Below are 13,151 nucleotides of genomic sequence, written 5' to 3' on the forward strand. Positions count from 1 at the left end.
GAATACGCCATGCGCCGCACCCTGCTCTCCTGCGCCCTGCTGCTTGCCGCCGGACACGCCGTGGCCGCCACGGCCTGGGTCTCCAACGAGAAAGACAACAGCCTGAGCCTGATCGACATGCAGACCCTGCAAGTCACCGACACCCTCAAGGTCGGCCAGCGCCCACGCGGCCTGCTGCTGTCCCATGACAACAAGCTGCTGTACATCTGCGCCAGCGACTCGGACCGCGTGCAGGTGATGGACGTGGCCACGCGCAAGATCGTCAAGGAGCTGCCCTCCGGCAAAGACCCCGAGCAATTCGCGTTGCACCCCAACAACCGCTGGCTGTACGTCTCCAACGAAGACGACGCGCTGGTCACCGTGATCGACACCGAGACCGCCAAGGTGCTCGGCCAGATCAACGTCGGCGTCGAGCCCGAAGGCATGGCCGTGAGCCCCGACGGCAAGTGGGCGGTGAACACCAGCGAAACCACGAACATGCTGCACTGGATCGACACCAGCACCCAGACCCTGGCCGACAGCACCCTGGTGGACCAACGCCCGCGCTTCGTCGAATTCAACCATGACGGCACGCAACTGTGGGCCTCGGCGGAAATCGGCGGCACCGTGACCATCCTGGATGTGGCCAGCCGCGCAATCCTCAAGACCCTGACCTTCAAGATCAAAGGCGTGCACCCGGACAAGGTGCAGCCGGTGGGCATCAAGCTGAGTGCCGACGGCAAATACGCCTTTGTCGCCCTCGGCCCGGCCAACCATGTGGCGGTGATCGACGCCAAGACCTACGAGATCCTCGACTACCTGCTGGTGGGCCGTCGTGTGTGGCAGCTGGCATTCACCCCGGATGAGAAACAGTTGCTGGCCACCAACGGCGTGAGCGGCGACGTGTCGGTGATCGACGTGGACAGCCTCAAGGTGCTCAAGTCGGTCAAGGTCGGGCGTTATCCGTGGGGCGTGGTGGTCACGCCATGAACGCGCTGGACGCCAGCGCCATCAGCTTCTCCTACGGCGCGCGCCAGGCGTTGTGCGAGGTGAGTTTCAGCCTGGCGCCCGGGCGTTTTGCGGCGTTGCTAGGGCCCAATGGTGCGGGCAAATCGACGTTGATTGCGCTGCTCACGCGCTTGTATGACTTGCAGGCCGGCGACATCCGCGTGGGTGGGCATTCATTGCGCGAGGCGCCGCGTGAGGCGTTGCGCCAACTCGGCGTGGTGTTCCAGCAAAGCACCCTGGACCTGGATTTGAGCGTCGAACAGAACCTGCGTTACCACGCCGCGCTGCACGGCCTGTCGCGGCGTCAGACCGGGTTGCGGGTGGAGGCCGAACTGGCGCGCCAGGCCCTCGGCGAGCGGCGCCGGGAAAAGGTCCGCGAACTCAATGGCGGCCACCGCCGCCGTGTGGAAATCGCCCGCGCCCTGCTGCACGAGCCACGCCTGCTGTTGCTCGACGAAGCCAGCGTCGGCCTCGACCCGGCCAGCCGCCTGGCGCTGAACCAACACGTGCGCACGCTGTGCCTGGAACAAGGCATCAGCGTGCTGTGGACCACCCATTTGCTCGATGAAGTGCAGGCTGACGACGCCTTGATGATTTTGCATCGGGGCCGCCTGGTGGCCAGCGGGCAACTCGACCACCTGCTGCTGGAGCAAGGCGACGACCTGAGCGGTTTGTTCGCACGACTGACCCACGCAGAGGTGGCGGCATGAACGCCTACTGGCAGTGTTTCAGCGGCATCGTCCTGCGCGAATGGCTGCGTTTTGTCTTGCAGCGCACACGGTTCCTCAGCGCCCTGGTGCGGCCATTGCTGTGGCTGCTGGTCTTCGCCGCAGGCTTTCGTGCAGCGCTGGGCATCTCGGTGATCGAACCCTACGACACCTACATCCCCTACGAGGTGTACATCATCCCGGGGCTGGCCTGCATGATCCTGCTGTTCAACGGCATGCAGGGCTCGCTGTCGATGGTCTACGACCGTGAGATGGGCAGCATGCGCGTACTGCTGACCAGCCCGCTGCCGCGCACGTTTTTGCTGTGCAGCAAGCTGCTGGCGACCTCGTTGATTTCGCTGTTGCAGGTCTACGGGTTCCTGGCGATTGCCTGGGTGTATGGTGTGCAACCGCCGGCCCTGGGCTTGCTGATCGCCTTGCCGGCGCTGTTGCTGGTGGCGTTGATGCTCAGCGCGCTGGGCTTGCTGCTGTCCAATGGGATACGCCAATTGGAGAACTTTGCCGGGGTGATGAATTTCGTGATCTTCCCGCTGTTCTTCCTGTCGTCGGCGCTCTACCCACTGTGGAAGATGCGCGATTCCAGCGAGTGGCTGTACTGGCTGTGCGCGGTCAACCCGTTCACCCACGCGGTGGAACTGGTGCGCTTTGCCCTCTACCAACGCTTCGCCGGCCTGGCCCTGCTGGTGTGCCTGGGGCTGACCGTGGTGTTCACGGTGCTGGCGGTGCTGACCTTCAATCCGCAGCATGCCGCCCTGCGCAAAAACGGCTGATCTACTCCTTTAGTACTGGTTTTCGTGTCTATCGTCGCATTCCCAAGGCAGCGGGACTGACGTGTAATGGCCGCATAACGATAAGGATTGACCTGCCATGCTGCCCGCCCGACTGCCCCTGCTGGCCTTGCTGTGCCTGCTCTGCGCCAACGCCCAGGCTGAGGCGCCGTTGTTTTCCACCGACGGCTACCGCATCAGCCTGTACCGCAGCCCCACGCCGGCACAGGCGCCCGGTGCGACCATCGTCGACACCCCTGCCCTGCAAGCCCTGCTCACCCAGACCCCGGCGCCGGTGTTGATCGATGTGTACCGGCGCCAATACCTGCAAGGCCGCTTCATCGAAGACCAGCCCCACGCCAACCTGCCCGGCAGCCACTGGCTGGCCAATACCGGCGACGGCGACCTCACGCCCGAATGGCAAAGCTACTTCGCACGCCACCTGTACACATTCACCGGCGGTCAGCTGACCCGGCCGTTGGTCTTCTACTGCCGCTCCGATTGCTGGTTGAGTTGGAACGCGGTAAAACGAGCCGCCAATCTGGGCTATACCTCGGTGTATTGGTATCGCGATGGCCTGGATGCATGGGAAGCGGCAAAACTGCCAGTGATGGCTGCGACACCCGAGCCCTTTCAATAAAAAACCACAACAAGAAGGTGAACGGCCATGTACAAAATCCTGATTGCCGACGATCACCCGCTGTTTCGCGAGGCGATCCACAACGTCATCAGCGACGGCTTTCCCGGCAGCGAAGTGATGGAAACCGCCGACCTCGACAGCGCCCTCGCGCTGACCCAGGACCACGACGACCTTGACCTGATCCTGCTGGATTTGAACATGCCCGGCATGCACGGCCTCAATGGCCTGATCAACCTGCGCAACGAATCGCCGACCATCCCGGTGGTGATCGTCTCGGCCGAGCAGGACAAGCAGATCGTGCTGCAAGCCATCACCTACGGCGCCGTGGGGTTCATCACCAAGTCGTCGCCGCGCCAACAAATGACCGAAGCGATCCAGCAGATCCTCAACGGCAACGTATACCTGCCGCCCGACATCATCCGCACCCAGAAAAACCCCAGCCAACGCCGCATGAACGACACCCCGGGCTTTGCCCCGGAGCTGCTGCAGGCGCTGACCCGCAAGCAATTGCTGGTGCTGGAGCGGATGACCAAGGGCGAATCGAACAAGCAGATCGCCTACACGCTGGAGATTGCCGAAACCACGGTGAAGGCCCATGTGTCGGCGATCCTGCGCAAGTTGAATGTGCATAACCGGGTGCAGGCGATCCTGAGTGCCGGCGATATCGACTTCGGCTCGTACCTGCGCCGCTGATCCCCCTGCCCTATGGAGATCCACTGTGGGAGCGGGCTTGCTCGCGAATGCGGTGGGTCAGTCACTGGATTCATTGACTGACCCACCGCATTCGCGAGCAAGCCCGCTCCCACATTTTGATCTGCGTTTTGTCAGGGGCGGCCGAGTAAGTGACTCATCGCTGTCTTTAACTTCATCGGCCGCACGGGCTTGTGCATCAACGTATGCCCCAACTCACGAATCTGCTGCTTGAGTTCATTGCTGTAGTTGGCGGTAATCATCAACGCCGGGATCGCAGTGCCGCGCCGGGCGTTGATGCGGGCCACGGCGTCGACGCCGTTCTGGTCGTCGTCGAGGTGGTAGTCGGCGATCAGCAGGTCCGCCTCGGCATGGTAGTTGTCCACCTGCCGGGCCAGGTCCTGTTCCGACAAGGCGGTGGTCACCCGGCAACCCCAGCCTTCGAGCAAGGTGCGCATGCCCGCGCAGATCGCCGCGTCGTTATCCAGCACCCACACCCGCGCGCCCTGCAAACGTTCCAGCAGCGCTTCGCTCATGCACGGCATCGGCAGCGACTTGGGCGCGGTGGCGCTGAGCGGCACTTCCACGCTAAACATCGAGCCCTTGCCCGGCCAGGATTTGACGCTGATGCGATGGCCAAGGATTCCGGCGATTTTCTCGACGATGGCCAGGCCCAGGCCCAGCCCGCGATCCTGGTCCGGGCGCTGGACGTCACCGCGCTTGAACTCCTGGAAAATCTCCTCCAGGCGCTCCTCGGCAATGCCCATGCCGCTGTCCCACACCTGGATCAGCAAACGCTGCTGCTGGCGTCGGCAGCCCAGCACCACACGGCCCTGGTAGGTGTAGCGCAGCGCGTTGCTGAGCAGGTTGCGCAGGATTCGTGCGAGCAGCTGGATGTCGCTGCGCACCAGCGCCGAGCAGCCGACAAAGTGCAGCTCCAGGCCTTCGGCGCGGGCCAGTTCGGTGTATTCGGCGGCGAGGTTTTCCAGCAGTTCGCTGAGGGCGAACGGCGCCATGTCGGCCTTGATCACCCCGGCGTCGAGCTTGGAAATATCCACCAGGGTGCCCAACAGGTTTTCCACGTCTTCCAGGGAGTTGCTCACGTTGCGCACCAGGGTTTCGCTGGGGCGCTCCAGCAGTGCGCTGGTAAACAGGCGTGCGGCGTTGAGCGGTTGCAGCAAGTCATGGCTGACGGCGGCGAGGAACTTGGTTTTCGACAGGTTGGCCTTTTCCGCCTCTTGTTTGGCTTCGCGCAGGCGGGTTTCCATGCGTCGGCGCTCGTCGATTTCCTGCAACAACTGATCGTTGAGCGCAGTCAGTTCCGAGGTGCGCTGGGCCACGCGCTGCTCCAGGTGCTGATAGGCCTGGTGCAGGGCCTCGGCGGTGCGGCGGCGTTCGGTGATGTCGCGGATCAGCACGAAGATCCCCACCACCTCGCCACTGGCGAGCAGGTTGGGCACGTAGGAGCGCAGCATGTAGCGCTCCTGGTTGTTGATGTTGGTTTCGGCGAATTCGAAGGTCACGCTCTCACCCGCCAGGGCGCGGGCGACGTAAGCGTCGAGGCGCTGGCAGTGCTGCTCGCTGTGCACTTCGCGCAGGCTCTGGCCGAGCATCATGCCGCGCGGCCAGCAGTACCATTCTTCGTAGACTTTGTTGGTGAACTCGTAGACCAGGTCGGCGTTGAGGTAGCCGATCAGCGCCGGCACGTTGTCGGTGATCAGACGAATCCAGCGTTCACTTTCCTGGGCTTTTTGCGCCGCGGCCTGCTCGCCGCGCAGGGTTTCGGCGCGCAGCCGCGCGTTGATCAGCAGGTGGTTGCTGGCCTTGAGTTCGGCCATCGCCTGGTTCAGCGCGTCGGTGCGTTCGCGCACCTGTTCGGCAAGCACCACCGAATGCTGGAACGTGGTGTACGGGTTGTTGCCCTGGGTCATGCCGGATTCGATGCGCTCGATCAGGGCCGCGTTGATCCGCGCCAATTTGTGATTGGCCTGTTGCAGCTGGGCGACCTGGGCGCGCAGTTCAGCGTCGGCCACGGGCAATGGCGACCCCGGTGAAGGTCTGGTTGATGTGCATGCCATTGAACTGTTCTCCGTAGGTATTGAAGCCCAGCACCCGTCTCTCGCGCAGGTAATTGCCGATGTGTTCGAGGTCGCCGTTGTCTTCCAACTCCATGCGGCGCAGGAAGCAGTCGCAGCCGATGGTCAGCAGCAGGTCGCCGAGGCGCGTGTGCAGGCCGTCGAACAGGCTTTGCAGGTTCGGCAGGATCGGCCCGGGCCGCATCACGGTGAGCACGATGCCGTTTTCCACCGCACAGTAGAAACTCAGGCTGAGGTCTTCGTGCACTTGCTGGATAGCGCGCACGTAGTACTGGTCGTGGATACGCACTGCCAACGGGTGAGCGGCGAAGACGCGGTGGTCGAGGTCGGCCACGGCTACGCCGATGTGCCTGGCGTATTCTTCGGCGGCCGGTTCGGCGTTGAGTTCGAACACCCGGCGTGACGGGCTGTCGGCGCCGGTCACCACCAGTTTTTCGGTACGCGGCAGGATGTGGTGGGTGGTGAACACCTCGAAATCCAGCCAGGTATTGACCAGCACCACCACCGCCGCGCCGCTGTGGAACACACCATTGAAGTACACGTGGGTGTGGGTGAGGAAGTTGTCGTCGCCGGCCGAACCGCCGAAGTGCGGGATGTCGCCCAGGGCCGCGCTGAGGGCGGCGAGGACCATTTCTTCCCGGCTCGACAGCCCGTCGAGCAAGGTCAGCGCGAAGGTGTTGCCCTTGATCGGCGCCAGGGTGTTGCTGCGACAGCCGCCGACCAGGCGTTCGACCATGTCCTGGGCACCGATCAGGCTGAAGTGCTCGACTTGATCGATCAGCTCGGTGGCGATGGAAAAGTGCGCGTGGTTGAAGCCCATCGCGGTGATGCAGTTGCGTCCGTAACCCTGGGGCGTGATCTCGCCGGCACTGGTGCAGCCGACCACGCGCACCTTGCCGAAGCACTGTTGCAGCGCTTGGCCAAGGGCCTGCAGGTCATAGGACGCAGAGCAGAAAAACAGCACGAAACCCAGGTACGGGTGCAGCAACTGCCGGGCCAACTCTTCGGCGGCCTGCCCGGCATCGGTGGCCTGGGACATGGCACTGACTACGCCTTCACTGTTGTGCATCGTTGGTTCCCCCTCTAAGGCGTCAGTGTACGAAGGCCGAGGGGTGGGCCCTATGCTACTTGGGTACTGGGTGGGGGGATGCGTTGGGATGAGACTCTGATAAACACTGGAGACTAAAATGTGGGAGCGGGCTTGCTCGCGAAAGCGGTGAATCAGCCAATGAATCTGTTGACTGACACTCCGTCTTCGCGAGCAAGCCCGCTCCCACATTTATGACTGCGTTACCAAGTCAAGACAGCACCTACGGCAAAGGTGTCGGTGTCTTCATTCTGCGCATTGGTGTCATGCCCCTTGATCTGGAATTGGTTGTACTCCGCCACCAGCTTCAGGTTGGCATTCACGTCATGGAACAGCGCAATCCCACGGGTTTCATAATCCGCGCCGCTGCCGACCACGCCATTGCCGTCGTCCTTGGTCTTGCCATAGGACAGCGCCAGGCGGTTCTTGCCCAGTTTGTACGAGCCCTGCACCAGGTAGCCGTTGCTGTCGACATTACGCAACGTCGCCTCCCCGGCGTTGTTGGTGAAGAACGGGTTGATGCCCTTGGCCTGGAACCCCGAGCCGGTCAGCGACAAGCCGCCCATCTTGGCCTGCACGCCGTAGCCAAGGCCCTTGGAGGTGACGCTGGCGACGTTGGAGTCGGTGTTGTCGGAAGTCTGGTAGCTACCGTTGAGCCAGCTGTAGATCTTCGCGCCGCCGACGTCGAACTGGTAGGTGATCTCGCTCTCGGTGCGCGGGTTCTTCTGGTAGGCCTTGCCCAGGGCACTGCTGTCGTTGGTGTCGACCGGGTCCAGGATGCCGACGGCGACGCGCAGGCCGTCCATCACCGGGGTGCGGTAGGTGATCTGCGAGCTCGGGAACGGGTACGGGTAGCCACTGCCGATGTTGCCGAACGACACGCCACCGCCGTCCACCAGGCCGAGGCTATCGCTGACCTGGCCGTAACCGGCGAGCAACTCATCGAGCAGGATGTTGGAGCGGGCGAACAGGCCGAAGTCCTTGCCGATCAGCACTTCGCCCCACTCCGGGTTGGCCACGGTGCCGTAGAACTGGCGCACGTCGATGGCGGTGTCGGTGCCGTTGGTTTCGCTGTCGTTGATGGTCACCCAGAACGAAGCGCGGGCGCCGAGCTTGAGGTCGTCGACCTGCTTGCTCATGTTGAAGCCCAGGTAGTTGGGCAAGAAGCCCATCTTCACGCGGGCCTGGCGGCGGTCGTACTTGTCACCCGCGCGGTCGACGTCGCTGTTGACGTAGAAGGCGTTGATGTAGCCATCGGTGGAAAAGGTGGTTTCGTCCTTGTCGTACAGCATGATTTCGGCGTTGGCCAATGGGCTCAGGCCGAGGCCGACGATGAAGGCAGGCAACAGACGCAGGGGGACATTCTTATTGTTATGCATGGCGCGCTCCGCAACGGGGACTTGATGTCGGAGGCGATTATCGAAACCCCGCAAGCCACGGCCTACGCTGCCTTGGCCTTGGTTTGCGGGTGCTTTGGGCGGGCCGCGGGTGCCCGGCAAGTTCGGCGTAAGCCAGGCCCGGCACTTAGTGCGTAAGACCGGCCTTGATCAACATGCCGACCGCCACCAGTACACAGAGGCCGGCAAACCCGACCTGTAAGGTGCGCGCAGGAATCACCGAGCACAGGCGCCGGCCGGCGAGCATGCCGACGATGCTCGCGCCGATAAACACCCAGCCCACCGATTCGATCCGCACCCCGGCATGGAATGAGCCCGCCACGCCGATCAACGAGATCAGGCTGATCACCATCAACGAGGTGGCGACGATGCCGCGCATCTGTACATCGGTGAGCTGCTTGAACGCGGGCACGATCAGGAAGCCGCCACCGACGCCGAGCAGCCCGGAGACAGCGCCTGTCACCGCGCCCAACGCCGCCAGGGTCGCACTGCATTTGGCGGTCCAGGCCAGGCGTCCGGTCTGCTGGTTGAGCATGCAGTTCTTCTGGCCCCAGGATGAGGTGCCGTGATCACTTGGCCCCGGCTCGGTTTTCTCGCGCTGCAACATGCGCCAGGCCACCAGCACCATCAGTGCGCTGAACAGGCCCATCAGCACGGCTTCCGGCAGTTGATGGGCGAGGAACACACCCACCGGCGAAAACAACGCGCCCAACAAGGCGATCAGCAGCGCGGCGCGGTAGCGCACCAGGCCGTGGCGCAAACCGTCGATCGCCCCCACCGCCGCCGCCGCGCCCACCGCGAGCAACGACACCGGCGCGGCCTGGGTCATGCTCAGGCCCAACCCCAGCACCAGCGCCGGCACCCCGAGGATGCCGCCGCCCGCGCCGGTCAGGCCCATCACCAGGCCCATCAATAATCCCAACACCGTGGCGAGCAGCATTCAGTCCACCTTGCTCAGACGGGTCAGCCATTCACGGCCCTTGAGCATGCCGTTCCAGTAGAACCACGGCAGCAACGTGGCCTTGAGCAACCACATCGAACGGCGCGCACGGGTCGGGTCCAGGGCAAAGGTCGGCAACAGCTTGCCGCCGTAGCCGAACTCGGCGAGCACCACCTTGCCCTTCTCCACCGTCAACGGGCACGAACCATAGCCGTCGTACTTGAGCGGCAGCGGCGCCTGTTGACGCAGGGCCAGCAGGTTCTCGGCCACCACCACGATCTGCTTGCGCACCGCCGCAGCGGTTTTGGCGTTGCTGGTGGAGCACACGTCACCGAGGCCGAAGATATGCGGGTAACGCAGGTGTTGCAGGCTGTGGGGGTGCACTTCGCACCAGCCGGCGGCGTCGGCTAACGGGCTTTGGCGGATGAAATCCGGGGCGATTTGGGGCGGGACCACGTGCAACAGGTCGAAGAATCGTTCTTCCACCGTGACGGTGCCGTCAGCGTCGTGCACCTCGAACCAGGCTTTGCGGGCCGGGCCGTCGACCTTGATCAGGTTGGACCTGAAGGTCAGGCGGGCGTTGTATTTCTCCACGTACTTCATCAGCGGCGGCACGAACGTCGGCACGCCGAACAGCGCCACGCCGGCGAGGTTGAATTCAACCTCGATGTTGTGCAGGTCGCCCTGCTTGAGCCAATGATCACAGGACAGGTACATGGCCTTCTGCGGCGCGCCGGCGCATTTGATCGGCATGGCGGGCTGGGTAAAGATCGCCTTGCCGCCCTTGAGTTGCTGCACCAGTTGCCAGGTGTAGGCCGCGTGTTCGTAGCTGTAGTTGGACGTGACGCCGTTGTGCCCGAGGGTCGCTTGCAATCCTTCGATTTGCTCCCAGGCCAGGCGCAGGCCGGGGCACACGATCAAGTTTTGCCAGGTGACGCGCTGGCCGCTGTCGAGGACCAGGGTGCGCTCGTTTGGCAGCAGTTCACTGACGGCAGCCTGAATCCAGGCAACGCCATTGGGCAACACATCGGCCAGGGGCCGGCGGGTCTTGCGCACGTCGTAGGCACCGCCGCCCACCAGAGTCCAGGCAGGTTGGTAGCAGTGGTAATCGTTGGGTTCGATCAGGGTGATGTTCAGGTGGGGGTCGCGCTTGAGCAGGCTGGCCAGCAGGCCGATGCCTGCCGAGCCGCCGCCGATGACTACGATATCGCCACTGATGGTCGGTCCCCAGTGTTGGTCGGTCATGGTCTATTGCCTTTTTTTATTCAATGCACACAAGGGGCGCTGCCGGATGGCGTCACGCCCAACTTTTGATGACCGCGCCGCAGTACAGGCCGGACAGGGTCTTCATCACTTGGATCACTTCGTGACTGGCCAGCCCGTAGTAGATGTACTTGCCTTCCCGGCGGGTGGCGACCAACCCTTCATCACGCAGGATGCCCAGCTGCTGCGACAGTGTGGGCTGACGCACGCCGGTCATGGTTTCCAACTCGCCGACATTGCGTTCGCCCTGGGTCAGTTGGCAGAGGATCAGCAGGCGGTCCTCATTGGCCAGCGCCTTGAGCAATGAACAGGCCTTGGACGCCGATGCGCGCAACTGGGCGACTTCGCCTTCACTCAGAGTAGATTCCATTTGCCTCGGGTCCTTTGCGTCACTTAAGCTCAAAACATTATGTGAAAACGTAAACTGATTGTAACCACTTTTTTCTCCACCGGGGACAGCCGCCATGCCAGCGTTGATTCAAGCCTTTCTGGACGAGGCATCGTCGACCTACACCTACGTCGTCTATGAAGACCACGGCAGCCCGTGTGCCATCGTCGACTCGGTACTCAATTACGACCCGGCATCGGGGCGTACCGATACCACCCAGGCCGACAAGGTCATCGCCTTCGTGCGCGAGCGGGGCTTGCACGTGCAATGGCTGCTGGAAACCCACGCCCACGCCGACCACCTGTCCGCTGCGCCTTACCTGCGGCGCACCCTGGGCGGCAAGATCGCCATCGGCCAGTGCATCAGCACCGTGCAGGGTGTGTTCAAGAACCTGTTCAACCTGGAGCCGGAGTTTCGCGCCGATGGCTCGCAGTTCGATCATCTGTTTGCGCCGGATGAGGTGTTTCATATCGGCAACCTCACGGCCCAGGCCCTGCACGTGCCGGGGCATACGCCGGCGGACATGGCCTACCTGATCGATGGCCGGCTGATCCTGGTGGGCGACACGCTATTCATGCCCGACGTCGGCACCGCCCGCTGCGACTTTCCCGGCGGCGATGCGCGGCAGTTGTATGGGTCGATGCGCAAGTTGCTGAGCTTTCCCTTGGAGACTGAACTGTACGTCTGTCATGACTACCCACCGCAGGGCCGCACGGCGAAATGCCTGACGACCGTGGCGGAACAACGGGCCGGGAATATTCATGTGCATGACGGGGTGGATGAGGCGCAGTTTGTGGCGATGCGCACCCAACGCGATGCGGGCCTGGGCATGCCGACCCTACTGCTGCCGGCGATCCAGGTGAATGTACGGGCGGGGAATATGCCGCCGGCGGAAGACAATGGGGTGGTGTATCTGAAAATCCCGCTCAACCAGCTCTGAATCGATGTCACTCAAAATACGACGTCTTGGAGGGGGCAAGCCCCGACCACAGTTCGTCGACGTGCTTGAAGCCCCACTCTTCGGCATTTTCCCGGCCGACAATCTTGTCGCTTTGTTCGGCCAGGTTCACCACAACCTGGGGAATCGGCAAGCGTGAACGTGCAGAGAAAAACACCTTGACCCTGGGGGTGAGCAGCGATTTCGGGCTTTGTTCGACCACCACGCCAATGCGCCCACTCTCCAGGCGCACCAAGGCGCCGACGGGATAAATCCCTACGCAGCGCACAAACGCCTGGAACACCTGATCATCGAAATGACCTTTCCATTCCGCCATTTTCCGGATCGCGTCGGCGGGCCCCCAGCCGCGCTTGTAAGGGCGCTCCGAGGTGATCGCATCGTAGACGTCGCATACCGCCCCCATCTGGGCGAACAGGCTGATCTGCTCTTGCAGCAAGCCATTGGGATAACCGCTGCCGTCAGATTTTTCGTGGTGATGCAGGCACACATCCAGCACCAAGGCACTGATCTGCGGGCAGAGACGCAGCAACCGGGCGCCTTCCACCGGGTGCTGGCGGACGGTGTGAAACTCCACCTCGGTAAGCCCGGCCGGCTTGTTCAAAATCGCCTCGGGAATCATCATTTTCCCCACATCATGAAACAACCCCGCCAGCCCGGCTTCCTGGACCAGCTCCGCAGAGAGATCCAACTGCCGTGCCAGCGCGATCATCAAGCCACTGACCGCGACGGAGTGCATGTAGGTGTATTCGTCGGCCTTTTTCAGCCGCACCAGGCTGAGCAAGGCATGGGGATGGCGCAGCATGGACTGCGAAATCTCTTCCACCAGGCCGGCCACATGATGCACATCCACCGCCCGCCCCATGCGCAGGTCGCTGAACATACTGACCACTGCACGTTTGGCGACCGCACACACCCTCACTGCGCGCGCGACCTCCGCCTTTGTCTCTGCCGGAGTCGGTTCCACCGGGCGCGTTTTGACCGGGCTGCTGAGCGTAACCTGGGCCGGTCGGGCGGGCGGCGGCGTGTCGCAGCCTTTGGCAGTGTCTATCCAGACCCGCTGGACCTGCGACGTCAACAAACGCTGCAGGTCGTCTTCGCGGTCCAATAAAAAGCTGCTCTTCCAGAACCCGTGGCCGATCCACGGGCCATCCAGTTTATGAAGGTACATGCCCAGGCTGACCTGAGAACACGCAATGCATTTGAGCATCTA

13 protein-coding genes are annotated in these 13,151 nt (G+C 62.9%); 6 read left to right on the forward strand and 7 right to left on the reverse strand.

What is annotated here, in order from left to right; all coding sequences use genetic code 11:
* Positions 1-9 precede the first annotated feature (9 nt).
* The 5 genes from AC3ISR_RS17885 to AC3ISR_RS17905 all read left to right on the forward strand — a co-directional run bounded on the left by AC3ISR_RS17885 (position 10) and on the right by AC3ISR_RS17905 (position 3,815).
* Positions 10-969 (forward strand): YVTN family beta-propeller repeat protein, encoded by a 960-nt coding sequence (locus AC3ISR_RS17885; RefSeq protein WP_192296691.1) that lies wholly within the window; start codon positions 10-12, stop codon positions 967-969.
* Entirely contained in the window at positions 966-1,697 is a 732-nt protein-coding gene (locus AC3ISR_RS17890; protein ID WP_463983518.1) for an ABC transporter ATP-binding protein, read from the forward strand. The genes AC3ISR_RS17885 and AC3ISR_RS17890 overlap by 4 nt, the downstream gene beginning before the upstream one ends.
* Positions 1,694-2,485, forward strand: a complete 792-nt coding sequence (locus AC3ISR_RS17895) for an ABC transporter permease (RefSeq protein ID WP_192296693.1) — start codon at positions 1,694-1,696, stop codon at positions 2,483-2,485. Before AC3ISR_RS17890 ends, AC3ISR_RS17895 begins: the two co-directional genes overlap by 4 nt.
* A 97-nt stretch (positions 2,486-2,582) precedes the next feature.
* On the forward strand, positions 2,583-3,122 hold the full coding sequence (locus tag AC3ISR_RS17900) for a PQQ-dependent catabolism-associated CXXCW motif protein (protein WP_192296694.1): 540 nt from the start codon (positions 2,583-2,585) through the stop codon (positions 3,120-3,122).
* A gap of 27 nt (positions 3,123-3,149) precedes the next feature.
* Positions 3,150-3,815 (forward strand): response regulator transcription factor, encoded by a 666-nt coding sequence (locus tag AC3ISR_RS17905; protein WP_192296695.1) that lies wholly within the window; start codon positions 3,150-3,152, stop codon positions 3,813-3,815.
* Positions 3,816-3,946: 131 nt separating this feature from the next.
* Here the strand turns inward: AC3ISR_RS17905 and AC3ISR_RS17910 are convergent, their stop codons facing one another.
* The 6 genes from AC3ISR_RS17910 to AC3ISR_RS17935 form a co-directional block, all read right to left on the reverse strand.
* Positions 3,947-5,890, reverse strand: coding sequence for a PAS domain-containing hybrid sensor histidine kinase/response regulator (locus AC3ISR_RS17910; RefSeq protein WP_192296696.1), 1,944 nt, complete (start codon positions 5,888-5,890; stop codon positions 3,947-3,949).
* Entirely contained in the window at positions 5,832-6,977 is a 1,146-nt protein-coding gene (nosP, locus tag AC3ISR_RS17915; protein WP_192296697.1) for a nitric oxide-sensing protein NosP, read from the reverse strand. Before nosP ends, AC3ISR_RS17910 begins: the two co-directional genes overlap by 59 nt.
* A gap of 221 nt (positions 6,978-7,198) precedes the next feature.
* Positions 7,199-8,374, reverse strand: a complete 1,176-nt coding sequence (locus tag AC3ISR_RS17920; RefSeq protein ID WP_192296698.1) for a porin — start codon at positions 8,372-8,374, stop codon at positions 7,199-7,201.
* Between the two features lie 145 nt (positions 8,375-8,519).
* Entirely contained in the window at positions 8,520-9,332 is an 813-nt protein-coding gene (locus AC3ISR_RS17925; RefSeq protein ID WP_192296699.1) for a sulfite exporter TauE/SafE family protein, read from the reverse strand.
* Entirely contained in the window at positions 9,333-10,577 is a 1,245-nt protein-coding gene (locus AC3ISR_RS17930) for an NAD(P)/FAD-dependent oxidoreductase (RefSeq protein WP_463983517.1), read from the reverse strand.
* A gap of 52 nt (positions 10,578-10,629) precedes the next feature.
* Positions 10,630-10,965 (reverse strand): ArsR/SmtB family transcription factor, encoded by a 336-nt coding sequence (locus AC3ISR_RS17935; protein ID WP_071487178.1) that lies wholly within the window; start codon positions 10,963-10,965, stop codon positions 10,630-10,632.
* A 94-nt stretch (positions 10,966-11,059) separates the two neighbouring features.
* On the opposite strand from AC3ISR_RS17935, the gene AC3ISR_RS17940 reads away from it, so the two are divergent.
* Positions 11,060-11,923, forward strand: coding sequence for an MBL fold metallo-hydrolase (locus AC3ISR_RS17940; RefSeq protein WP_463983516.1), 864 nt, complete (start codon positions 11,060-11,062; stop codon positions 11,921-11,923).
* A gap of 7 nt (positions 11,924-11,930) precedes the next feature.
* Here the strand turns inward: AC3ISR_RS17940 and AC3ISR_RS17945 are convergent, their stop codons facing one another.
* A complete protein-coding gene (locus tag AC3ISR_RS17945) occupies positions 11,931-13,148 on the reverse strand; it encodes a cyclic di-GMP phosphodiesterase (RefSeq protein WP_192296702.1) in 1,218 nt (405 codons plus the stop codon).
* Positions 13,149-13,151 lie beyond the last annotated feature (3 nt).

Source organism: Pseudomonas sp. GL_117 (genome assembly GCF_057835125.1).